Annotated in this window: 23 protein-coding genes; 16 read left to right on the forward strand and 7 right to left on the reverse strand. The window is 68.2% G+C overall.

Features of this window, described 5'->3' with window-relative positions; genetic code table 11:
• Positions 1-62: 62 nt before the first annotated feature.
• Positions 63-857, reverse strand: a complete 795-nt coding sequence (locus C1926_RS00645) for an undecaprenyl-diphosphate phosphatase (protein ID WP_079224666.1) — start codon at positions 855-857, stop codon at positions 63-65.
• A 223-nt stretch (positions 858-1,080) separates the two neighbouring features.
• On the opposite strand from C1926_RS00645, the gene glnA reads away from it, so the two are divergent.
• The 7 genes from glnA to C1926_RS00680 all read left to right on the forward strand — a co-directional run bounded on the left by glnA (position 1,081) and on the right by C1926_RS00680 (position 9,589).
• Complete coding sequence (gene glnA, locus C1926_RS00650) at positions 1,081-2,490, forward strand: type I glutamate--ammonia ligase (RefSeq protein ID WP_079224668.1); 1,410 nt, start codon at positions 1,081-1,083, stop codon at positions 2,488-2,490.
• Positions 2,491-2,837: 347 nt separating this feature from the next.
• Positions 2,838-3,176, forward strand: coding sequence for a P-II family nitrogen regulator (locus C1926_RS00655; protein ID WP_004134334.1), 339 nt, complete (start codon positions 2,838-2,840; stop codon positions 3,174-3,176).
• A gap of 21 nt (positions 3,177-3,197) precedes the next feature.
• Positions 3,198-4,625 (forward strand): ammonium transporter, encoded by a 1,428-nt coding sequence (gene amt, locus C1926_RS00660; RefSeq protein WP_108757925.1) that lies wholly within the window; start codon positions 3,198-3,200, stop codon positions 4,623-4,625.
• 200 nt (positions 4,626-4,825) lie between these two features.
• On the forward strand, positions 4,826-5,572 hold the full coding sequence (locus C1926_RS00665) for an N-acetylmuramoyl-L-alanine amidase (RefSeq protein ID WP_108757926.1): 747 nt from the start codon (positions 4,826-4,828) through the stop codon (positions 5,570-5,572).
• Between the two features lie 123 nt (positions 5,573-5,695).
• On the forward strand, positions 5,696-6,853 hold the full coding sequence (locus C1926_RS00670) for an MltA domain-containing protein (RefSeq protein ID WP_108757927.1): 1,158 nt from the start codon (positions 5,696-5,698) through the stop codon (positions 6,851-6,853).
• Positions 6,854-6,961: 108 nt separating this feature from the next.
• Positions 6,962-7,255: a hypothetical protein gene (locus C1926_RS00675; RefSeq protein ID WP_108745661.1), complete on the forward strand. Its 294-nt coding sequence runs from the start codon at positions 6,962-6,964 to the stop codon at positions 7,253-7,255.
• A 288-nt stretch (positions 7,256-7,543) separates the two neighbouring features.
• The gene (locus tag C1926_RS00680; RefSeq protein WP_108757928.1) at positions 7,544-9,589 is read left to right on the forward strand and encodes a TonB-dependent receptor; all 2,046 of its coding nucleotides are present in this window, start codon (positions 7,544-7,546) and stop codon (positions 9,587-9,589) included.
• A gap of 94 nt (positions 9,590-9,683) precedes the next feature.
• Here C1926_RS00680 and C1926_RS00685 read toward each other — a convergent pair whose 3' ends face one another.
• Both C1926_RS00685 and C1926_RS00690 read right to left on the reverse strand, forming a co-directional pair.
• Positions 9,684-9,980, reverse strand: a complete 297-nt coding sequence (locus C1926_RS00685; protein ID WP_049455939.1) for a HigA family addiction module antitoxin — start codon at positions 9,978-9,980, stop codon at positions 9,684-9,686.
• Between the two features lie 13 nt (positions 9,981-9,993).
• Positions 9,994-10,275 carry a type II toxin-antitoxin system RelE/ParE family toxin gene (locus C1926_RS00690; RefSeq protein ID WP_108757929.1) on the reverse strand — a complete coding sequence of 94 codons (282 nt, stop codon included), beginning with the start codon at positions 10,273-10,275 and terminating at the stop codon, positions 9,994-9,996.
• Positions 10,276-10,414: 139 nt separating this feature from the next.
• Here C1926_RS00690 and C1926_RS00695 point away from each other — a divergent pair, with 139 nt between their 5' ends.
• From C1926_RS00695 to C1926_RS00710, 4 genes are all read left to right on the forward strand, one after another.
• Positions 10,415-11,476 carry an ATP-binding protein gene (locus C1926_RS00695; protein ID WP_108757930.1) on the forward strand — a complete coding sequence of 354 codons (1,062 nt, stop codon included), beginning with the start codon at positions 10,415-10,417 and terminating at the stop codon, positions 11,474-11,476.
• Positions 11,469-12,917, forward strand: a complete 1,449-nt coding sequence (gene ntrC / locus C1926_RS00700) for a nitrogen regulation protein NR(I) (protein ID WP_108757931.1) — start codon at positions 11,469-11,471, stop codon at positions 12,915-12,917. Before C1926_RS00695 ends, ntrC begins: the two co-directional genes overlap by 8 nt.
• Positions 12,918-13,010: 93 nt before the next feature.
• Positions 13,011-13,580 carry a superoxide dismutase family protein gene (locus C1926_RS00705; protein ID WP_108757932.1) on the forward strand — a complete coding sequence of 190 codons (570 nt, stop codon included), beginning with the start codon at positions 13,011-13,013 and terminating at the stop codon, positions 13,578-13,580.
• A 31-nt stretch (positions 13,581-13,611) separates the two neighbouring features.
• Positions 13,612-14,244, forward strand: coding sequence for a superoxide dismutase family protein (locus tag C1926_RS00710; RefSeq protein WP_108757933.1), 633 nt, complete (start codon positions 13,612-13,614; stop codon positions 14,242-14,244).
• A 105-nt stretch (positions 14,245-14,349) separates the two neighbouring features.
• Here C1926_RS00710 and C1926_RS00715 read toward each other — a convergent pair whose 3' ends face one another.
• A complete protein-coding gene (locus C1926_RS00715; RefSeq protein ID WP_079224687.1) occupies positions 14,350-15,237 on the reverse strand; it encodes a hypothetical protein in 888 nt (295 codons plus the stop codon).
• A 93-nt stretch (positions 15,238-15,330) separates the two neighbouring features.
• Here C1926_RS00715 and C1926_RS00720 point away from each other — a divergent pair, with 93 nt between their 5' ends.
• Entirely contained in the window at positions 15,331-16,626 is a 1,296-nt protein-coding gene (locus tag C1926_RS00720) for an acetyl-CoA C-acetyltransferase (protein ID WP_108757934.1), read from the forward strand.
• 286 nt (positions 16,627-16,912) lie between these two features.
• On the opposite strand, the gene C1926_RS00725 is transcribed toward C1926_RS00720, so the two are convergent.
• The 3 genes from C1926_RS00725 to C1926_RS00735 form a co-directional block, all read right to left on the reverse strand.
• Positions 16,913-18,208: a heme biosynthesis HemY N-terminal domain-containing protein gene (locus C1926_RS00725; RefSeq protein WP_108757935.1), complete on the reverse strand. Its 1,296-nt coding sequence runs from the start codon at positions 18,206-18,208 to the stop codon at positions 16,913-16,915.
• 6 nt (positions 18,209-18,214) lie between these two features.
• Complete coding sequence (locus C1926_RS00730) at positions 18,215-19,192, reverse strand: uroporphyrinogen-III C-methyltransferase (protein WP_108757936.1); 978 nt, start codon at positions 19,190-19,192, stop codon at positions 18,215-18,217.
• Between the two features lie 104 nt (positions 19,193-19,296).
• Positions 19,297-20,085 (reverse strand): uroporphyrinogen-III synthase, encoded by a 789-nt coding sequence (locus tag C1926_RS00735; protein WP_108757937.1) that lies wholly within the window; start codon positions 20,083-20,085, stop codon positions 19,297-19,299.
• A gap of 34 nt (positions 20,086-20,119) precedes the next feature.
• Here C1926_RS00735 and C1926_RS00740 point away from each other — a divergent pair, with 34 nt between their 5' ends.
• The 4 genes from C1926_RS00740 to secB all read left to right on the forward strand — a co-directional run bounded on the left by C1926_RS00740 (position 20,120) and on the right by secB (position 22,164).
• Positions 20,120-20,587: a YiiD C-terminal domain-containing protein gene (locus C1926_RS00740; protein ID WP_079224696.1), complete on the forward strand. Its 468-nt coding sequence runs from the start codon at positions 20,120-20,122 to the stop codon at positions 20,585-20,587.
• 32 nt (positions 20,588-20,619) lie between these two features.
• Positions 20,620-21,051, forward strand: a complete 432-nt coding sequence (locus C1926_RS00745) for a hypothetical protein (protein ID WP_079224697.1) — start codon at positions 20,620-20,622, stop codon at positions 21,049-21,051.
• A gap of 57 nt (positions 21,052-21,108) precedes the next feature.
• The gene (locus tag C1926_RS00750; RefSeq protein ID WP_108757938.1) at positions 21,109-21,546 is read left to right on the forward strand and encodes a rhodanese-like domain-containing protein; all 438 of its coding nucleotides are present in this window, start codon (positions 21,109-21,111) and stop codon (positions 21,544-21,546) included.
• Positions 21,547-21,645: 99 nt separating this feature from the next.
• On the forward strand, positions 21,646-22,164 hold the full coding sequence (gene secB / locus C1926_RS00755; protein WP_108757939.1) for a protein-export chaperone SecB: 519 nt from the start codon (positions 21,646-21,648) through the stop codon (positions 22,162-22,164).
• The last annotated feature ends 3 nt before the right edge of the window (positions 22,165-22,167 follow it).

Consider the following 22,167-nt stretch of genomic DNA (forward strand, 5'->3'; position numbering starts at 1 on the left):
CCTTGAGGAACCAGGGAAAACGGACCGGCGCCGGCGATGGGGTTGCCCGGCGCCGGCGCTGTTCAGCTACCGGCAGGCAACCAGAGCAGCAGTGCAGCGCCCAGGGCGATGCGGTAGACGGCGAACGCGGTGAATTTGTGCGACTTGATGTAGCCCATCAGCCACTTCACTACGACGAAGCCGGTGATGGCGGCGGCAACGAAGGCCACGCCGACGTCGGTCCAGTTCTCGCTGGCGAGGTTTCCTTCCTTGGCCAGTTCCAGGAAGGTATAGGCACTGGCGGCGAACATGGTGGGAATACCCAGCAGGAACACGAACTCGGCGGCCGCCGCGCGGCGGCTCAGGCCCAGCAGCATGGCCAGGAAGATCGCCGAGGCCGAGCGCGAGGTACCCGGGAACACGCCGGCCACCACCTGCGCCAGGCCCACGCCGATCGCCACGGTCCAGGTCACCTGGTCACGGTCGGGCAGGCGTGCGGTGTAGGCCTCCACCAGCAGCATCCACACGCCGCCGATGATCAGCGCCCAGGCCACCGGGCCCACGGTCTCCGGCAGCGACCAGCCGGCCTTGCGCACCACCAGGCCGACCACGGCGGTCACCAGGAAGGCAGCGCCCAGCTTGAACACGTATTCGCGGTTCTCGCGCTGGCCGAAGCCGGTGGCCAGCTGCAGCAGGCGCTGGCGGAACACCAGCACCACGGCCAGGATCGCGCCGGCCTGGATGATGATGTTGAAGAAGTCCGAACGCGCGCCCAGCCAGTGCTGGGCGATCAGCAGATGGCCGGTGCTGGAGATCGGCAGGAATTCGGTGAGGCCTTCGAGGATGCCCAGCAACAGGGCGGAGAGCAGATCGGACATGGGTGGAATAGGCGCCGGCAGCGGAAGGAAGAAGGTCGAGAGGATAGACGATCCCTGCCGCACCAAACGGGTGCGCGGGGGCGTGCATGCACCCCTTTGGTGCGCACCGGCCCGCACCCCGCCGGTGCGGGCTTTTTGAAATCAACAACTTGCAGTTTAGAAAAAGTTGGCACGGTCATTGCTCCACCTCAGTAGGCATTCATCCCCATCCGAGGTCGTACCGATGTCCGTGGAAACCGTTGAGAAGCTGATCAAGGACAACCAGATCGAGTTCGTCGATCTGCGTTTCGTGGATATGCGTGGCGTCGAACAGCACGTCACCTTCCCGGTCAGCATCATCGAACCGTCGCTGTTCGAAGAAGGCAAGATGTTCGACGGCAGCTCCATCGCCGGCTGGAAGGGCATCAACGAATCGGACATGGTCCTGCTGCCGGACCCGGCCAGCGCCTATGTCGATCCGTTCTACGCCGATCCGACCATCGTGATCAGCTGCGACATCCTCGACCCGGCCACCATGCAGCCGTACGGCCGCTGCCCGCGCGGCATCGCCAAGCGCGCCGAGGCCTACCTGAAGTCCTCCGGCATCGCCGAAACCGCGTTCTTCGGCCCGGAGCCGGAATTCTTCATCTTCGATTCGGTCCGTTTCGCCAATGAAATGGGCAACACCTTCTTCAAGGTCGATTCGGAAGAAGCGGCCTGGAACAGCGGCGCCAAGTACGACGGCGCCAACAGCGGCTACCGTCCGGGCGTGAAGGGCGGTTACTTCCCCGTTCCGCCGACCGACACCCTGCACGACCTGCGCGCTGAAATGTGCAAGACGCTGGAACAGGTCGGCATCGAAGTGGAAGTGCAGCACCACGAAGTGGCCACCGCCGGCCAGTGCGAGATCGGCACCAAGTTCAGCACCCTGGTGCAGAAGGCCGACGAACTGCTGCGCATGAAGTACGTCATCAAGAACGTGGCGCACCGCAACGGCAAGACCGTCACCTTCATGCCCAAGCCGATCGTCGGCGACAACGGCAGCGGCATGCACGTGCACCAGTCGCTGTCCAAGGGCGGCACCAACCTGTTCTCCGGTGACGGCTACGGCGGCCTGAGCCAGATGGCGCTGTGGTACATCGGCGGCATCTTCAAGCACGCCAAGGCCATCAACGCCTTCGCCAACTCGGGCACCAACAGCTACAAGCGCCTGGTGCCGGGCTTCGAAGCCCCGGTGATGCTGGCCTACTCGGCCCGCAACCGTTCGGCCTCGTGCCGCATTCCGTGGGTGTCCAACCCGAAGGCGCGCCGCATCGAAATGCGCTTCCCCGATCCGATCCAGTCGGGCTACCTGACCTTCACCGCGCTGATGATGGCCGGCCTGGACGGCATCAAGAACCAGATCGACCCGGGCGCACCGAGCGACAAGGACCTGTACGACCTGCCGCCGGAAGAAGAGAAGCTGATCCCGCAGGTCTGCTCCTCGCTGGACCAGGCCCTGGAAGCGCTGGACAAGGACCGCGAGTTCCTCAAGGCCGGCGGCGTGATGAGCGATGACTTCATCGACGGCTACATCGCGCTGAAGATGCAGGAAGTGACCAAGTTCCGCGCGGCCACCCACCCGCTGGAATACCAGCTGTACTACGCCAACTGATCGGGCGGCGATGGCGGTGGGACCTCCCTCCCACCCGCCGCCATCGCCTCCGTTCGTCGCGGCTGGGGAGCCGCATGGCGGGCCCAGGCCCGTCGTGGTAGAGCGGACCGTTGGTCCGCTGCATTGGAAACGCGGGCCGCTGGCCCGCTGCAACAGGGGCAAGAGAGACCGGATACGCGACATGGGCCGCCCTCCCTCCCGCGTCGGTCGTGCAAGGAGAGAGGCACGGCCGTCCCGGCCCATTGCGTGTCCGGTGCAACAGCCATGGCCATCACCACGATGGCCCGTGGTTGCCTGATGCCATCGCGCGCTCGCGCGTTGGCCCCATCCACCATCGGGACATGCGCATGAAACTGATCTCCGCCATCATCCGGCCGTTCAAGCTCGACGAGGTCCGCGAGGCCCTCTCCGACGCTGGCGTGTCGGGCATCACCGTGACCGAAGTGAAAGGTTTCGGTCGCCAGAAGGGCCACACCGAGCTGTATCGCGGTGCCGAGTACGTCGTCGATTTCCTGCCCAAGATCAAGATCGAAACCGTCGTGACCGACGAGCGTGCCGACGCGGTGATCGAAGCGATCCAGTCGTCTGCAGGCACCGGCAAGATCGGCGACGGCAAGATCTTCGTCACTGCCGTCGAGCAGGTCATCCGCATCCGCACCGGCGAAATCGGTGCCGACGCGCTGTAACCCCTTCCGGAGACTCCCCCAATGAAGATGCGCCTTCTCACCGGGTGGCAAGCCCGGTTCCATCTCGTGTGCCTGTTGATGCTGCTCAGCGCGCTCGCCGCCGGTGCCTGGCCGGGCACTGCCCACGCCCAGGCCGAGGTTTCACCGCTGCCCAGCGAAACCGTCGCGGTCGAGCCGCTGCAGGCCCCGGTCGCCGCCGCGCCCGCCGCCGCTGAAGCCGCCGCCCCTGCCTTCGACCATGGCGACGTGGCCTGGATGCTCACCTCCACCCTGCTGGTGCTGCTGATGGTGGTGCCCGGCCTGGCCCTGTTCTACGGCGGCCTGGTGCGTTCGAAGAACGTGCTGTCGGTGCTCAGCCAGATCCTGGTGGTGTTCTCGCTGGTACTGCTGCTGTGGGTGTCCTACGGCTACAGCGCGGTGTTCAGTGCCGGCAATCCGTTCTTCGGTTCGTTCACCGAGTTCGCCTTCCTGAAGGGCTTCAGCCCCGATTCGGTTGGCAACACGCCCATCAAGGGCCTGCCGGATTACCTGTTCGTCGCGTTCCAGTCGACCTTCGCCGGCATCACCACCGCGCTGATCGTCGGCGCCTTCGCCGAACGCATCAAGTTCCGCGCGGTGCTGCTGTTCTCGGCGCTGTGGTTCACCCTCAGCTACATCCCGATGGCGCACATCGTCTGGGGTGGCGGCTACCTGGGTGAGATGGGCGCGATCGATTTCGCCGGTGGCACCGTGGTGCACATCAACGCGGGCGTGGCCGGCCTGGTAGGTGCCTGGTTCCTGGGCAAGCGCCTGGGCTATGGCCAGACCGCGCTGAAGCCGCACAACGTGCCGTTCACCTACATCGGCGCGATGCTGCTGTGGGTGGGCTGGTTCGGCTTCAACGCCGGCTCGGCCGCAGCGGCCGACACCGTCGCCTCGCTGGCCTTCCTCAACACCGTGCTGGCCACTGCCGCGGCGGTGCTGGGCTGGACCCTCACCGAAGCGATCACCAAGGGCAAGCCGTCGGCACTGGGTGCCGCCTCGGGTGCGGTGGCCGGCCTGGTCGGCATCACCCCGGCCTGCGGCACCGTGGGCCCGCTCGGCGCCATCGTCATTGGCTTCGTCGCCGGTGTGGTCTGCGTGTGGGGCGTCACTGGCCTGAAGCGCCTGCTGAAGGTGGACGACACCGCCGACGTGTTCGGCGTGCACGGCGTCGGCGGCATCGTCGGTGCCATCCTCACCGGTGTGTTCAGCGCGCAGTCGCTGGGCGGCACCAAGGCTGATCTGGATATCGGCCACCAGGTGTGGGTGCAGGTGGTCAGCGTCGGCCTCACCGTGGTGTGGTCGGCGGTGGTGACGGCGGCCATCCTGCTGCTGGTGAAGGTGGTGGTCGGCCTGCGCGTGACCGAAGAGGCCGAGCGTACCGGCCTGGATGTCACCTCGCACGGCGAATCGGCCTACGAGGCCTGAGGTGACGGCGGGCAGCCTTCTGCCCGGGTGGGTGCCATGAGCCCTGGTGGGTGCCGACCGTTGGTCGGCACTGCCCTTGCCCTGGTGGGTGCCGACCGTTGGTCGGCACTGCAGCCCTCCAGCCACGCATGGCGTGGCTCTACTGCAGCCGTCGGTACCGCGGCATGCATCGTCGCGCCTGATCGCGCACAATCGGGCATATGCACCCGATCCGCACGTCCCTGATGCTCTCGGCCTGCCTGCTGCTGGCTGCCTGTGCTTCCACCCCGCAGGAGCCGCGCAATCCGCTGGCCACCTGGGTCCCGTCGCCGAACCAGAACGCACGCGATCCGGTGGTCATCGTCATCCACCACACCGAACAGGATTCGGTGCAGCAGAGCCTGCACACGCTGCGCACCGCCAACAGTGGCGGCCGGGTCAGCGCGCACTACCTCATCGGTGCCGATGGCCATCGCTACCAGCTGGTCAGCGACGAGCGCCGCGCCTGGCATGCCGGCGCCGGCCGCTGGGGCACCATCACCGATCTCAACTCGGCCTCCATCGGCATCGAGCTGGACAACAACGGCAGCACGCCGTTTCCACCCGCGCAGATCGCCTCGCTGATCCTGCTGCTGCGTGACCTCACCGAGCGCTTGAACATCCCGCCGCGGCAGGTGATCGGCCACGCCGATCTGGCGCCGACGCGCAAGGCCGATCCCAGCCGCTTCTTCCCGTGGCAGCAATTGGCGCAGGCTGGTTTCGGCGTGTGGCCCCGTGCCAGCGATGGCCCCGCACCGGAAGGTTTCGACGCCTGGAACGCGATGGCCCGCTTCGGCTACCCGCTGGAGGATCGCGAGGCGGCCGTCGCGGCGTTCCATCGCCGCTTCCGCGGCAGCGACGACCTGCCGAAGACACTGGACGCCCAAGACGCACGCATCCTGCATTCGTTGCTGCTGCAGACGCCGTAGCCATCTGATGGTAGCGCCGGGCCATGTCCGGCGAGCGCATTGCGCGGGATCTGCTTTTCGCCGGGCATGGCCCGGCGCTGCCAAAGGTTGCCCCGCCACCATCGGCCCCACTACATTGCGACGATGATCACTGTTCCGTCGTCGCCGCGCGCGCTCCTCACCCTCCTGGCCGTTGCCCTGCTGGCCGGCTGCGCCACCACCGGCACCCGCCCCGCAACACCGGCTGCGGCCAAACCCGCTGCCGCCACCTACGCCAAGGTGGACTGGAAGGCGCTGCCGGCGGTTTCCGATACCGACCTGCTGGCCGGCTTCAGCGCCTGGCGCAGCAGCTGCACGCGGCTGAAGAACGATGCGGTCTGGGCCGGGCCCTGCGCGACCGCCGCCACGGTGTCCGACCAGGACCCGGTGGCGATCCGCCAGTTCCTGCAGCGCGACCTCGAGGTGTACGCACTGCGCGCCGGCGGCCATCAGGCCGATGGCCTGATCACCGGCTACTACGAACCCATCTATCCCGGCAGCCTGACCCGCACGGCCACCGCGACGGTGCCGGTGTACGGCACGCCCGATGACCTGGTCGTGGTGCAGCTGGACAGCCTCTACCCCGAGTTGAAGGGCAAGCGCCTGCGCGGCCGCCTCGACGGCAAGGTGCTCAAGCCGTATGACGACGCCGGCACCATCGCCAGCAAGGGTTCCAAAGCGCCCGTGCTGGCCTGGCTGACCGACCCGATGGACCTGCAGCTGCTGCAGATCCAGGGCTCGGGGCGCGTGCGCCTGGCCGATGGCACCCAGGTGCGGCTGGCCTACGCCGAGCAGAACGGCCACCCCTACCGCGCCATCGGCCGCTGGCTGGTGGACCAGGGCGAGTTGAAGAAGGAAGACGTCACCATGGACGCGATCCGCGGCTGGGCGAAGGCGCACCCCGCGCGCGTGCCGGAGCTGCTGCGCAGCAATCCCAGCTACGTGTTCTTCGTGCGCAGCGCCGACAGCCCGGAAGGCCCGCGTGGTTCGCTGAACGTGCCGCTCACCGCCGGCTACAGCGTGGCCGTGGACCGCAGCGTGGTGCCGCTGGGCAGCCTGCTGTGGCTGTCCACCACGCGCCCGGACGGCAGCCCGGTGGTGCGCCCGGTGGCCGCGCAGGACACCGGCGGTGCCATCGCTGGCGAAGTGCGCGCCGACCTGTACTGGGGCAGTGGCGATGCCGCCGGCAAGCTGGCCGGTGACATGAAGCAGCAGGGCAACCTCTGGATGCTGTGGCCGAAGGGCACCCCCCTGCCGAACTGAACCGGCAGGAGTCGGATCCCTTTCCGAAGGAAAGGGCTCTGACCCCGGATGCCTGATAATGGCGCCATTCCGAACTCTCCGGCCGCCGCTGCGGCCAGGACCCCTGCAATGAAGAACATCAAGAACAACACCGCCAAGAAGTACTACAAGCACTGGGCCGAATCGGGCCTGGGCAAGGGCAACGTGCTGATGGAAGCCCGCGGCGAGAAGATCGTGCGCCAGGTGGAGATCTACGGCACCAAGCTGGTCTGGGCCGACGAGCACGGCCAGAGCGATGACCGTTTCCTGCTGGCCGACCAGCCGGTGTCGTTCCTGGATTTCGACGAGGACGACGAAATCTCCGCGCGCGAGTTTGAAAGCGCCTGGAAGAAGGCCAGGGAAGCCACCGGCTACCCGGTGTAAGCCGCCGCTCCACCCCGCTTTTGTAGCGTCGAGCTTGCTCGACTGCTTCACCGCCTTTGTAGAGTCGAGCCATGCTCGACTGCTCTATCGCCCTTGTAGAGTCGAGCCATGCTCGACTGCTCTATCGCCCTTGTAGAGTCGAGCCATGCTCGACTGCCCTATCGCCCTTGTAGAGTCGAGCCATGCTCGACTGCTGTTTGCCAGGAGCAGTCGAGCATGGCTCGACTCTACATGGCAGACGCGTGAAATGTTATATGATTACATTTCATCCGCGCCCTTCCATCCCCCATGAAAACCTCCACGCTGGTGGCCGCCCTCGCGACCGCCCCGTTCGCCCCTGAAGCCTTCGCACAGTCGGCCGATGCCGCGCTCACCCTCGGCAAGGTGCAGGTGCACCAGCATGGCGAAGGCCAGTTGAGCGCCCACCAGGTCCTGACTTCGGTGGACGTACTGGGCGCGGACCAGATCGAAGACCGCAACGTCTCGCACAGCTGGGAGCTGCTGGGGCAGATGCCCGGCATCCAGCTCACCGAAACGCGGCAGGGTGCCGAATCGGGCAAGGTCAGTTTCCGCGCCTTCAACGGCGAGGGCTACCTCAACGCCATCAAGACCCTCATCGACGGCATCCCCAGCAACGTCAACAGCGGCAACCAGCGCTTCATCGACATGCTGTTCCCGCTGGAAATCAGCTACATCGAAGTGGTGCGCGGGACCAACGATCCGCGCTACGGGCTGCACAACATCGGCGGCAACGTGAACTTCGGCACGCGCCAGGGCGGCAACTACACCGATGCGCGGCTGGCCTACGGCAGCTACAACACCCGCGACGCGCAGCTGGCAGTGGGCCGCGAAGCGGATGGCTTTGCGCAGAACTACTTCGTCGGCACCCAGGCCAGCGATGGCTACCGCGACCACGACACCTCGAAGAAGTACTCGCTGGGCGGCAAATGGTTCTACGGCTCGCTGGACGACGGCCTGCGCGTGGGCCTGACCGCGCGCGCGTACCACCACGAAGCCGACGAACCCGGTTTCATGACCGCAGACGAACTGCACGCGCATCGCCGTGGCAGCGACCTGCGCAACGGCAACGATGGCGATGACCGCGACATGCGGCAGATCGCCGCGCACGTCGACCTGAAGCTGTCCGACGCGCTCACCTTCGGCACGCGGCTGTACTACAACCGTTATGAAGACGACCGCCGCGTGACCTTCAGCGATCTGCCCACCGGCAACCTGCCGCGCCAGCGCCGCGTCTGGGATGAACGCCAGACCGGCCTGCTCAGCACGCTTACGTGGCAGGCCAGCTCCGCGCTCACCGTCGAAGGCGGCCTGAACTACGAGCAGCAGGACAACGGCTATATCCGCGAGCGCTACGCCTACGCCGAACCCACCGATTTCAGCCAGGCACCGGCGCGCGTGCAGAACGACGACCGCCACAGCTTCGACAACTGGGGTGCCTATGTGCAGGCCATCTACCAGCCTGCCGAGGCGTGGAAAATCGTGCCGGCCTACCGTATCGACAGCTTCAGTGGCAGCACGCACCTGATGAACGGCATCAGCGGCCGCCTGCAGGACTACGGCACCATCGGCCAGCCGAAGCTGAGCGTCATCCACAGCCTGGGCGACACCACCCACGTCTACGCCAACTGGGGCCGCACCTTCCAGGTGCTCACCGGCTCCACCGCACCGGCCTATCTCACCCCGGGGCAGGCGCCGGTGCAGCCGTCCACCAATACCGGCATGGAGCTGGGCCTGAAGTTCCAGCCCTTCCATGGCAGCCAGGCGCGCCTGGCGGTGTGGCAGCAGGACGCGGAAAACGAGGTGTCGAACATGCCGGCCACCGGCACCACGGTCACCCTGGGCAAGACCCGCCGCCGCGGCGTGGATGCGCAGCTGAGCCTGCAGTTGGGCGACGACTGGACGGTGTGGGCCTCGCACGCCTACCAGGAAGCGAAGATCACCCGCGACGACCGCGATGCCGGCATTTCGTTGCAGGGCAGGGAAGTGGCCGCCACCCCGCGCCACATCAGCAACCTCGGTGTGGACTATCGCGCCAGCGACGCGTTGCGCCTGGGCCTGCAGGCACGCGCGCAGGGCGACTACTACCTGGAAGAGCGCAACGAGGCCGGCAAGTTCGGTGGCTTCGCCGTGCTCGACCTCAGCGCCGCGTACCAGATCAACCCGCGCTGGAGCGTGGACCTGCAGCTGAAGAACGTCACTGGCCGCGAATACGCCTACGCCTGGTACGACAGCTTCTTCTGGGACAGCGCCCACCCGATGTTCTCGCCGGCCCCGGGCCGCAGCGTGTTCGTCGGCCTGAACATGAAGCTGTAACCCGGCCACGCATCCGGTAGTGGTCGAGCTTGCTCGACCTGCGGCAGGGGTCAGATCCCTTGCCTGACGGAAAGGGATCCGACCCCGGGCAGATTCATGCCACCGCGTTGTAAGGCTCGATCCGCGCCAGCACCTCGGCCAGCTTCTCCTTGGTCATGGCCGCATCGAAATCCGCCTGCAGTCCGATCCAGAACTTGTCGGACACGCCGAAATAACGGGACAGCCGCAGTCCGGTGTCTGCCGTCACGGCACGCTGGCCGGTAACAATCTCGCCGATCCGGCGCTGCGACACGCCGATTGCCTTGGCCAGGCGGTACTGGGTGATACCCAGCGGCTGCAAGAACTCATGCAGCAGGATCTCGCCGGGAGCGGGGTAGGGGACGGTTCGCATGCGCGCGGCTCCTTCAGTGGTAATCGACAATTTCAACTTCAGCCGGGCCTTCTCGGGTCCAGACGAAGCACAACCGGAACTGATCATTGATGCGGATGCTGTACTGGCCGCACCGGTTTCCGTGCAATGGCTCCAAGCGATTGGCCGGAGGTATGCGCAGATCCCGCAGATCGGCCGCAACGTTGAGCATCGCCAACTTACGCAGAGCAGCGGCTTCGATGTGGCGCCACCTCGGCACGCGTTGGCCATCAAACAGCGCCTGCGTGCGTTTGCAGGCGAACGACTGGATCGGCATGGTAGTAACGTTTAGCGATAGTATCGTAATCCGTTAGTATCTGCTCAGCAAGCCTGACAGGTAATTCCCACGCACGACGTCCGGTGACGCGTTCGAAGTGATCTGATGCCCGCCGCCGGTTTTGCACTACATTGGTGCAATGTCCGACCCCGCACCCCCGCCGTCCCTTGATGCCCTCGGCACGCCGCTGGCCTGGGCCGGGGCCGATGGCCGCATCATCGGCTGCAATCCCGCCTTCGCCCGCTGGCTGGGCGTCAGCGTCCGCCGCCTGATCGGCCAGCCGCTGGCCGCGCTGGAAGTGCAGGGCGAGGCGCTGGCCCATTTCCTGGCCCGCGACGAGCGCGACAGCCTGCGGCTGAACCGCCTGGCGCTGGCCCTGCCGGGCGAGGGCGCGCGCTTCGCCGAAGGCTGGATGAGCCGCCGCGACGATGGTGGCTGGCTGCTCGAAGCCCATCCAGTCGACGAGTTTCCCGGGCTCGACCCGACCCAGGCCCTGCCCAGCGCGCTCAGTGCCGCGCTGAAGGGCCTGGCCCACGAGCTGCGCAACCCGCTGGCCGGTTTGAAGGGCGCGGCGCAGCTGCTGGCCCGCCGTGCTGCCCAGCGTGATGCCAGCGAGCGCGAACTGATCGAGCTGATCGGTTCGGAAATCGAGCGCCTCAACGGCCTGCTCGACCAGCTGCTGTCGCCAGCACCGGCCGCGCCGCATGCACCGCTGAACATCCACGCCTCGCTGGAACGCGTGCTGCGCCTGGCCGAAAGCGAGGCTGGCTGGGCCGTGCGCCTGCAGCGCGACTACGACCCCAGCATTCCCGAGTTCGATGGCGATGCCGACCGCCTCACCCAGGCGGTGTGGAACCTGGTGCGCAACGCCATCCAGGCCGGCGCCGGGGTCATCACCCTGCGCACGCGCGTCGAGCACGGCGTGCGCATCGCCGAACAGCTGCACACGCTGGCCCTGCGCCTGGAAATCGCCGATGACGGCCGTGGCGTGCCCGAGGAACTGGCCGAGCACCTGTTCCTGCCGCTGGTCAGTGGCCGCGCCGAAGGCACCGGCCTCGGCCTGGCGCTGGCCCAGCAGGTCGCGCGCGAGCACCGCGGCACGCTCACCTACCGCTCGCGCCCGGGCCATACCGTGTTCACCCTGCTGCTGCCGATCGGCAACGGCGCCGCCCAGGCCGAGGAGGCCCCGCGCGATGTCTGATTCCCCCACCACCGCGCAGCGCATCTGGGTGGTCGACGATGACCGCGCCGTGCGCTTCGTGCTGTGCACCGCGCTGCGCGAGGCGGGCTACCAGGTCGTCGATTTCGACAGCGCCGCCCCTGCGCTGAAGGCCCTCAACGAAGGCCCGGCGCCAGCGCTGCTGTTCACCGACGTACGCATGCCTGGCGACGATGGCCTGGTACTGCTGGACAAGCTGAAGGCCGCGCTGCCGCAGCTGCCGGTGGTGGTGATGTCGGCCTACACCGATGTGGCCAGCACGGCCGGCGCGTTCCGCGGCGGCGCCCACGAATTCCTGTCCAAGCCCTTCGATCTGGATGATGCGGTGGCCCTGGCCCAGCGCGTGCTGCCTGCCGTGGCACCGGCACTGGCCGCGCCCACGCCGGTGGCCGATGCGCCCAGCGACCAGCCGCCGCAGCTGGTGGGCGATACGCCGCCGATGCGCGCGCTGTTCCGTGCCATCGGCCGCCTGGCGCAGGCGCCGCTGGCCGTGCTCATCACCGGCGAAACCGGCACCGGCAAGGAACTGGTGGCCAACGCCCTGCACCGCGAATCGCCGCGCGCACAGGGACCATTCGTTGCGCTCAATACCGCCGCCATTCCGGCCGAACTGCTGGAAAGCGAACTGTTCGGCCACGAGGCCGGTGCGTTCACCGGTGCGCAGCGCCGCCACATCGGCCGCTTCGAGCAGGCCAACGGCGGCACGCTGTTCCTCGATGAAATCGGCGACATGCCGCTGCCGCTGCAGACGCGCCTGCTGCGCGTGCTGGCCCAGGGCGAATTCTTCCGCGTTGGTGGCCGCGAGCTGATCCATGTGGATGTGCGCGTGGTGGCTGCGACCCACCAGGACCTGGAAGGGCTGGTCGCGCAGGGCCGGTTCCGCGCCGACCTGCTGCACCGCCTGGACGTGGTGCGCCTGCAGTTGCCGCCGCTGCGCGAGCGCCGCGAGGATATCGCGCAGCTGGCCACCACCTTCCTGGCGGCCGCCGCGCACAAGCTCGACACGCCGCCCAAGCGGCTCACTGCTGCCGCCCTGCAGGCGCTGCGCGAGCACGACTGGCCGGGCAACGTGCGCGAACTCGAGAACGTCTGCTGGCGCATGGCGGCACTTGCCGCCGCCGACACCATCGGCGTGGCCGACGTCGATACCGCGCTGAACCGCACGCGCAGCCGCCGTGGCAGTGCCGCAGGCGCCGACCCGGGGCAGTGGGAAGCGCTGCTGTCCGAATGGGCGCGTCGGCAACTGGCCGAGGGCGCTGAAGGCCTGCACGCGCAGGTGCGCGAGCGGGTGGACCACGCCCTGCTGGAGGCAGCGCTGCAGATTACCCATGGCCGCCGCGCCGAAGCCGCCGCGCGGCTCGGACTGGGCCGCAATACGCTCACCCGCAAGCTCGGCGCGGGCCGCCGCCGCGGGAGCCATTGAACGGCCCGTGCACACGGTCCTCGCGCCGGCTTGCCGAACTGTTGATCCGCCATGGACGATGCCGTCCGTAGTGTTCCCTGCAAGGAGTTCCTGATGCGCCTTTCACCTGCCATCCTGCCGCTGTCCGCCGTCGTTCTGCTGTCTGCCTGTGGCAGCGCGCCGCAGAAGTCGCAGCCCACCCCGCCGCCGGTGGTCACCACGCCCGTGGCCCAGCTGGCCGAAGCCAACCTGGCGCCGGCCTCGGCCAGCATCGTCAGTGGCCGCCTGGTGCTGAAGACCGAAAGCGGTGGCGTGCACCTGACCGGCCTGGTCGGTGGCCTGCAGCCGATGCAGCAGGCCGGCTTCCACATCCACGAACGGGGTGATTGCAGCGCGGTGGATGCCAGCAGCGCCGGCAACCACTTCAATCCCGCTGGCAGCGCGCACGGCCGCGCCGGCAGCGGCAAGCACCACCTGGGCGACATCGACAACCTGCAGGCCGATGCCCAGGGCCGCGCGAATATCGATGTGCACCTGAAGGGCGTTACCCTTGGGGGAGGCGCCGCCACCGATATCGCCGGACGTGCACTGGTCGTGCATGCCAACGCCGATGACTATCGCAGCCAGCCCGCCGGCAATGCCGGCGTCCGCATCGCCTGCGGTGTGATCCGGGTTACCCGCTGATCGCCACGGGCATCATTCCAAGGAGAGTTCCATGCGTCTGATCCATACCTCGCTGTTCGCGGCCATCGCCGCCCTGGGCCTGGCGGCCTGCAACCAGCAGCCGGCAGCCCCGGAAGCCGAAGCCCCGGCCACCACCCCGGCCGAAAGTTCGGCAGCACCGGCTGATCCGGCCGCTGCACCGGCCACCGACGCCGCTCCGGCCACCGATGCCACGGCCAGCGCCGAACTCGCACCGACCCAGGGCAACGAGACCAAGGGCAGCGTCACCTTCAAGGTCGTCGACGGCAAGGTGCACGTGACCGGCCAGATCACCGGCCTGAAGCCGGGCAGCGAGCACGGCTTCCACATCCACGAGAAGGGCGACTGCAGCGCGCCGGACGGCATGAGCGCCGGCGGCCACTTCAACCCGGGCAAGCAGGATCACGGCAACGTCTCGGCCGATCCGCACCACGGCGGCGACATGCCCAACATCAAGGCCGACGACAAGGGCGTGGCCACCATCGACGGCCCGGTCTCGAGCAACGTCAACATCGGCAAGGGTGATGACTTCGACATCATCGGCCGCGGCCTGATCGTCCACGCCGACGCGGACGACTACAAGACCCAGCCGACCGGCAACGCCGGCGCGCGCCTGGCCTGCGCGGTCATCCAGAAGGCCCCGTAAGGCGCAATCGCTTCCTGTAGAGCCGAGCCCATGCTCGGCTGCTCTGCAGGCGGCCTGAGCCGAGCATGGGCTCGGCTCTACAACTACCCGCACGGGCGTTGTGGATCAGCGCGCCAGCAGCTCGCGCGCGTCCTGCCCGGCCTCGCAGTGCACGAACAGCACTGGCACGCCGTGCGCTTCCAGCACCGCGGCCATCTGCCGCTGGCGCATCAGGAACTGTTCGTAGATGCCCTGCAGGCGGTCGCAGTCGTTCTTGCTGTGGTTGTAGTACGCGCACCAGCCGGCCGGATCGAACAGCGCCATGCGTGCCTCGCCCTGCGTATAGCGCAGCAGCGGCTCGGGTGCGTTTTCCAGCCACTCGTCCTGGCCCGGGGCCAGGATCGCGGTCTCGATCAGCGGCCACAGCGCGGCCAGGCCCTGGTTGTCGTACTGCATCGACATCATCGCGGCCAGGTCGTTCACGGTGAAGTAGCGCGCGTGCTCGATGCGGGCACCGAAGCTGTTCTGTGCCATCAACGCCGTATCAGCATGGGCCATGCCGTTGGCCAGCAGCACGTCTTCCAGCGCATCGGCCACGGCCGCGGTGGTCGCCACGTCGCTGCCGGTCAGCAGGAAGGGCACCACGCGCAGGCCACCGCCCACCAGCGTCGCATCAGCCTGGAACGGCAGCGGCACTTCACCATCGGCGCCGGCACCGAAGGCCAGCAGGCGCGGGCCTTGGCTGCGGCCCGGGGCACGCATCTGCAGTTCTTCCAGGCGGCGGTGGATCGGCCAGCCCGGGCGCAGGATTTCAGCGGGGTCGAAATGGGCGGCGGCGAACACCAGGTCCAGCTCGGCCACCTGCGGCACCAGCTTGGCCAGGTCACGGCCGATACGGTCGGCCAGTTCACCGGCCTGGTCGGCGCTGAGCACCGCCTGGCGGGGGATTTCGCCGTTGGCCAGTTCCAGGGCCAGCACGCCAAGGGCATTCATCGCGGGGTCGGGTTTGCTCATGGTTCCACGGTTGGCCCATCACAGGGCGGCAGCTACACTTGGCTCCATTATGCCTGCTCTGCCGTGCAGGCCATGTTGCAGACACCCTCATCCATGCCAGGTATCTCCATGCCCAACGCTCGTCCCGTCGCCATCCTCGGTGGCGTCCGCATTCCGTTCTGCCGCCAGAACACCGCGTATTCGGATGTCGGCAACCTCGGCATGTCGGTGCGGACACTGGGTGCGTTGGTCGAACGCTTCGGCCTGCACGGCCAGCAGCTGGGTGAAGTGGCAATGGGTGCGGTCATCAAGCATTCCAGCGACTGGAACCTGGGCCGCGAAGCCACGCTGTCCTCCGGCCTGTCGCCGTTGACCCCCGGCATCACCCTGCAGCGCGCCTGCGGCACCTCGCTGGACAGCATCATCACCGTGGCCAACAAGATCGCCCTGGGGCAGATCGAATCGGGCATCGGTGGTGGTTCGGACACCACGTCCGACGTGCCGATCGTCTACGGCAAGAAGCTGCGCGCGCGCCTGCTGGCCGCCAACCGTGCGAAGAGCACCGGTGACAAGATCCGCGCACTGACCGCCGGCTTCAAGTTCTCCGAGCTCAAGCCCGAGTTCCCCGGCGTGGCCGAGCCGCGCACCGGCAAGAGCATGGGCGACCATTGCGAGGACATGGCCAAGGAATGGAACATCTCGCGAGATTCGCAGGACGAATGGGCGGTGTCCTCGCACAAGAAGCTGGCCGCCGCCTACGAGCGCGGCTTCTTCAACGACCTGATCGCCCCGTTCCGTGGCGTCGAGCGTGACAACATCCTGCGCGCGGATACCTCGCTGGAAAAGCTGGCCACGCTGAAGCCGGCCTTTGACAAGGTCTCCGGCCGTGGCACCCTCACCGCCGCCAACTCCACCCCGCTCACCGATGGTGCCGCGGCGGTGCTGCTGGCCAGCGAGGAATGGGCCCGCGCGCACGGCCACGAACCGCAGGCCTACCTGCGCGATTCCCATGTATCGGCAGTGGATTTCGTGCACGGCGAAGGCCTGCTGATGGCGCCGACCGTGGCCGTGCCGGAGATGCTCAAGCGCAACGGCCTGACCCTGCAGGACTTCGACATCTACGAGATCCACGAAGCCTTCGCTGCGCAGGTGCTGTGCACCCTGCGTGCGTGGGAGAGCGAGGATTACTGCCGCAACCGCCTGGGCCTGGATGCACCGATGGGCCGCATCGACCCGGACAAGATCAACCTGCTGGGTTCGTCGCTGGCCACCGGCCACCCGTTCGCCGCCACCGGCGCACGCGTGATCGCGACGGCGGCCAAGCAGCTGGCCGAACGCGGCGGTGGCCGCGCGCTGGTGTCGATCTGCACCGCCGGCGGCATGGGCGTGGTGGCGATCGTCGAACGCTGATTACCGCTGCTCTGGCGGGTGCCGACCGTTGGTCGGCACGTTTCGAGCGCCAACCAAGGTTGGCGACTACCGGAAATGCTTCGGTTCGGCCGTGCAGCGTCATCGCCGGGGAGTGCTTTGGTAGATGCCGACCTTGGTCGGCCGTGCAGTGTCACCGCTCGGATGAGTGCCGAGCGCCAACCAAGGTTGGCGACTACCAGATCAACAAAAAACGCCGCCCATCGGGCGGCGTTTTTGTTGCTGCTCCGGTGGGTGCCGACCGTTGGTCGGCACACCTCAGCCATGGTCACGGCACCCGCGGGTTGCCGAACTCGTCGCGGACCTCGTTGGCGTCGTACACCGGCGGCTGCACCGTGAGCGGCTGCTCTTCCACCGTGGCGCGCAGCGGTGCGTCGGTGCCGTGCACCAGCGCCACGCTGTCCTCGCCACGCTGCAGGCGCAGCGCATTGGCCAGGCACTGCGCGGCCAGCGCGTGTTCGCCGCGCTGCGCGAACGCTTCACCGAGGGCCTCCCACGCCGGCGCACCGGCACCGGCGGCAATGGCTTCGTGCAGGAACGCATCCGCTGCATCCCATTGCTGCTGGGCCAGGGCGATGCGGCCCTGCGCCAGGCGCAGCGCGGCTGAATCGTCATGCACGTTGCGCCAGCGCGCCAGGTTGGACTGGCGGGTGGCCAGCCGCTCGGCAGGCAGGCGGCCATACAGCGCCACCAGTTCGTCGTCCCAGCGATGGTCCAGCGCCTGTTCCAGCGCCAGCAGCGCCGGCTCATCCCAATCCAGCGCCACCGCGCGGGTGGCATAGGCCGCCACCACGTCCGGGGTCGGCCGCAGCGCCTTCGGCGTGGCTTCCCACTGCGCGGCCAGCGCGTTCACATCGCTGGCCTCCAGCAGGGCCTGCGCGGCCAAGCGGGCTTCCAGTTCGCTGCTGGCATCGGCCGGCAGCACCTTGCTCTGCCGCAGCGCGCCCAGCTGGCCGTAGGCCTCGTGCGCGCGCCCGGCCTGCGCCAGCGCTTCGGTGCGCAGCCACAGGCCACGCGGCGGCAGCGGCTGGATCGCCGCCACGTCCAGCACGTTGATCGCATCCACCGGCAGGTCGCGGGCCAACAGCTGTTCGGCGCGCAGCAGCGCATGCAGCGTGGCATCGCTTTCACCCAGGCGCTGCAGCAGCGCCTCGCCGGATGCGGCATCGGCTCGCGACTGCGCGCTGCGCACCGCATTGGCCAGCGCCACCGCACTCACTTCCGGGTCGGCGGCCGCGCCATCCAGCAGCTTTTCCGCACGCTGCCACTGGCCGTGTTCGTAAGCCTGCAGGCCGTCGATCAGGCGCACCCGGCCCTGCTTGCGGCGGTAGCGGCCCCAGGCGCGGAACGGTGCCGCCACCAGGCTCCACAGCAGCCACAGCACCAGCACGCCGATCACCGACAGCAGGGCCACCTTGGGCAGGTTGCTGTGGTAGTCGTAGCCGCCGTAGCGCAGGGTCACTTCGCCGTAGCGGTTCAGGTCATCGGTGCCAAGCCATTGCGCGGCCACCACGCCGATGGCCACGGCCAGCAGCAGTACGACCAGGGATTGCAGGGGTTTCATCGGGCGTTACCTCCGGTCGGTCTGGGAGCGCAGTTGTTGCAGGGTGCTGCCAAGCACGCTGCTTTCGGCCTGCAGCGGGGCCTTGCGCAAGGCCTGAAGTTCAGCATGTTGCGCGCGCAGGCCCGGTGAATCCGGCCAGCGGCGCTGCGCCCAGTGGGCCACGCGGTTCAGCGCGGCATCACGGCCGCTGCGGTCGCCACGCTCGATGGCCGCACGGGCCAGGGTCAGTTCCAACTGCAGCGCGTCATCGGCAGCGGCGCGTTCGGCCTGGGTCAGCGGGCCGTTCAGGCGGCTGGGGGTGATGTCCACGAAGGGTGCCAGCGCGGATTGCCACCACGGCTTGGCCGCCGCCTCGGCCGGCGAGGGCGGCAGTTCGGAGGGCAGCCCCTGCAGCGCCTGTGCGACCGCATCCAGCCGGTGCAGCGCCTGCACGCGCGGGCCACGGCCCAGCGCATCCAGCGCGTCGCGTTCCTGCACCAGCGCCTGGCGCAGGTTCAGGCCTTCGTTGTCGGGCAGGTCGGCCAGCGCGGTGGCGGCCTGCGCATACAGGCGGCGCGCGCCTTCCACATCATCGGCAAAGGCCAGCCGTTGCGCGGCCTGGGTCAGCAGCAGCTCGGCCTCGTCGCGCTGCACGGCCTGGCGGCCCTGGTTGGCGCTCTCGGCCAGCCGGCCCAGGTTCTCTTCCAGCAGTGCGCTGCGCTGGGACAGGCCCAGCATCTCATCGCGCAGCACGCGGTTGGTGGCCGCCGCATCCTGCAGCCGCTGGCTGGTCGCGCGCTGGTCGCGGCGCAGTGCCTCGACGGTGGCCTGCAGCCCGGTCAGCTGCACGGCCGTGGTCTGCGCCTGCGCTGCCTGGTCACTCTGCTGTTGCTGCCAGTAGTGCCAGCCGGCATAGCCACCGGCGCCCAGCACCACCAACCCGGCAAGCGGCAGCAGCCAGCGCAGGGTGCGGCGGGAGGGGGCAGGTGGCGGGGTGTCGTTCATCGGGCTTCCTTGTCGGCGGCGTCGCCGGTGGGGAACCGGCAGGCAGCGTTGCACACAGCATCACTGTTGGCGATGACCCCGGCAAGCGTGCGCCGGGTGCCTGTTCAGGTCGCTGCCGGGGCAGTGAGCGCGGCGTGTGCGGCCGCTGCCATCTGGGCCACGGTGGGCCCTTCGCTGCGCACCACGCGGGCCAGTCCCAGCGCCTGTGCCTGCTCGGCCAGGCGCGCGCTGGCGGCCAGCACGATGGCCTCGGTGCGCAGGCGCTGCTGCCAACCGGGGGACAACTGCTGCCAGAAGCGCTGCAGCGCCTCGCCGCTGCTGACGGCCAGCAGCCACGGCGTGGCCGAGTGCGCCAGCCGTGCCAGTGTTCGCCGCGGTACCGCCAGCGGCAGCCGTCGGTAGACGTCGGCGCGAAGGATCCGCGCGCCGGCCGCCTCCAGCTGCGCGGCAATCAGGCCACGGCCGCCCGGTGCGGTCACCAGGCCGATGTCCATGCCGCGCACCTCGGCCAGCACCGGCAGGCCCAGCAGGCCTTCGCTGTCCATCCGCTGGGGTGCGTGCACTTCGTCGATGCCCTGTGCGTGCAGCGCGCGCGCGGTGCCTTCGCCCACGGTCAGCCAGGGGCTGCGCTGGGCCGCAGGCAGGTGCTGCAGCGCCGCAGCGGCTTCGACCGCCGCCGGGCTGGTGAATACCACCCGCGCGCAGGCCAGTGCGCGGTTCAGCCGCTGTTCGACCGCCGGGCCCTGCAACCGCTGCAGCCGCCACGGCGACAACGCCACGGTCGCCCCGCCCAGCTTGGCCGCAGCCCGCCTCAGCCCGGCATGCTGCCCCTGCGGACGCAGCGAGATCAGGGTCCAGCCAGTGGGTATCGTATGGTCGGCCATTGACGTCATTATGCGGGCCCTTCGTTGTCGTGGTTGCTGCTCGATGTCCGCTGATGCCCTGACCTCCTCGCTGGCCGCCCTGCAGGACGTGCTTGACTGCATGCCGGCGGTCCGTGCGATGCAGATCCGCCTGGACGGCTATGCCGACGGCGTGCTGCGCATCACCGCGCCGCTGGTGGCCAACGTCAACGACAAGGGCAACGCCTTCGGTGGCAGCCTGGCCTCGGTGCTCACCCTGTCCGGCTGGGCGCTGGTCAGCCTGCGCCTGCGCCTGGCCGGGCACGACGCCGAGGTCTACGTGGCCGACAGCAACCTGCGCTACCTGGCGCCGGTCTACGAAGACCTGCACGCCCACGCCGAAACCGCCGAAGCCAGCAGCTGGGACACCTTCCTGGCCACCTTCCGCCAGCGCGGCAAGGCCCGCATCAGCATCGTCGCCCGCCAGCCGGGGGCCGATGGCCGCTCTGCCGCCGAGCTGAGCGGTCGCTTCGTTGCCTTCGCCAAAGGGTAGGATGGCAGGCTGACGTCCTGGGGAAACCACCGATGCGCCGCCTGATCCAGATCCTGTTGTGCTCCCTGCTGCTGGTCAGCGCCGTGGCCAGTGCCGCTGCCGACGACCTCACACGCAAGCAGCGCAAGCTGCTGGAAGAGACCCAGATCGCCTACGGCGCGACCATCCGCTGGGGCAGCATGGACGATGCCATTGCCTACCTGGACCCGGAGCTGCGCAAGGAAAAGCCGCCCACCGAGTTCGAGCTCAACCGCTACGCCCAGCTGCGCGTGTCCTCCTACCGCGAGCGCAGCAGCGCCTCGCTGGACGGCGGCCAGGTCGAGCGCCGGGTCGAAATCGGGGTGATCAACCAGAACACCCAGGCCGAGCGCACCGTGGTGGTGGTCGAGCGCTGGCGCTGGGATCCGGACGCCAAGCGCTGGTGGCAGGCCGCCGGCCTGCCGGACCTGTGGCAGGGGCAGTGACCGGCCCGCTGTGGCTTGTGCGACAATCGGCGCCCGCTTAATCGACCCGTGACCTGAGTGAATTACGAAGAGTTGCTGGCCTTCGCTGGCCGAAACCCGATGCTGTCCGCGGCCCTGGTCGGCCTGACCGTGGCCCTCATCGTCACCGAAATCCGCCGCCTGTTCCGGGGCTACAAGGGCATCAAGCCGGCCGAGCTGACCCACCTGATGAATGCCGGTGGCGCGGTCGTGGTTGATCTGTCGCCCAGCGGTGACTTCGAAAAGGGCCACATCGCCGGCAGCCGCAACGCCCAGGCCAGCGCCTTCGGCGCCGAGCACAAGCTGGTGGCAAACGCCAAGCAGAGCCCGGTGGTCCTGGTGTGCCGCAGCGGCAACGCTTCGGAAACCGCCGCCAAGGCGCTGAAGAAGGCCGGCTTCGAAAAGGTCTTCGTGCTGGAAGGTGGCATTCCCGCCTGGCAGCAGGCCGACTTGCCGCTGGTCAAGGGCCGCAACTGATTGCAGGGGATGGCGGAACTGGCCTTGTATGGGCCCGCCGCCGCCCCCATCGCTGTAGTTCGACCATCGTTTTAATCGCATTCATTGGAGTTACTGGAAATGTCCGAAGAGACCACCAACGGCGCCGTTGCGCCGGTCGATGCCGCCGCCGGCCCCGCGTTCACCGTCGAGAAGATCTACGTCAAGGACGTTTCCTTCGAATCGCCGAATGCTCCGACCATCTTCAATGACCAGGTCCAGCCGGAACTGCAGCTCAACCTGAACCAGCAGGTGCAGCGCCTGGGTGAGAACGCCTTCGAAGTCGTGCTGGCCGTCACCCTGACCTGCCAGGCCGGTGAGCGCACCGCCTACGTGGCCGAAGTGAAGCAGGCTGGCGTGTTCGGCCTGGTCGGCCTGGACCCGCAGTCGATCGACGTGCTGCTCGGCACCCAGTGCCCGAACATCCTGTTCCCGTACGTGCGCCAGCTGGTCAGCGACCTGATCCAGGCCGGCGGCTTCCCGCCGTTCTTCCTGCAGCCCATCAACTTCGAAGGCCTGTACGCAGAAACCCTGCGCCAGCGCCAGGAGCAGGGCGACGCACCGTCGCTGGCTGACTCCGAGCCGGTCGGCAACGCCTGATCA

Origin of the sequence: Stenotrophomonas sp. ZAC14A_NAIMI4_1, from assembly GCF_003086915.1 — a bacterium.
Classification (GTDB): domain Bacteria; phylum Pseudomonadota; class Gammaproteobacteria; order Xanthomonadales; family Xanthomonadaceae; genus Stenotrophomonas.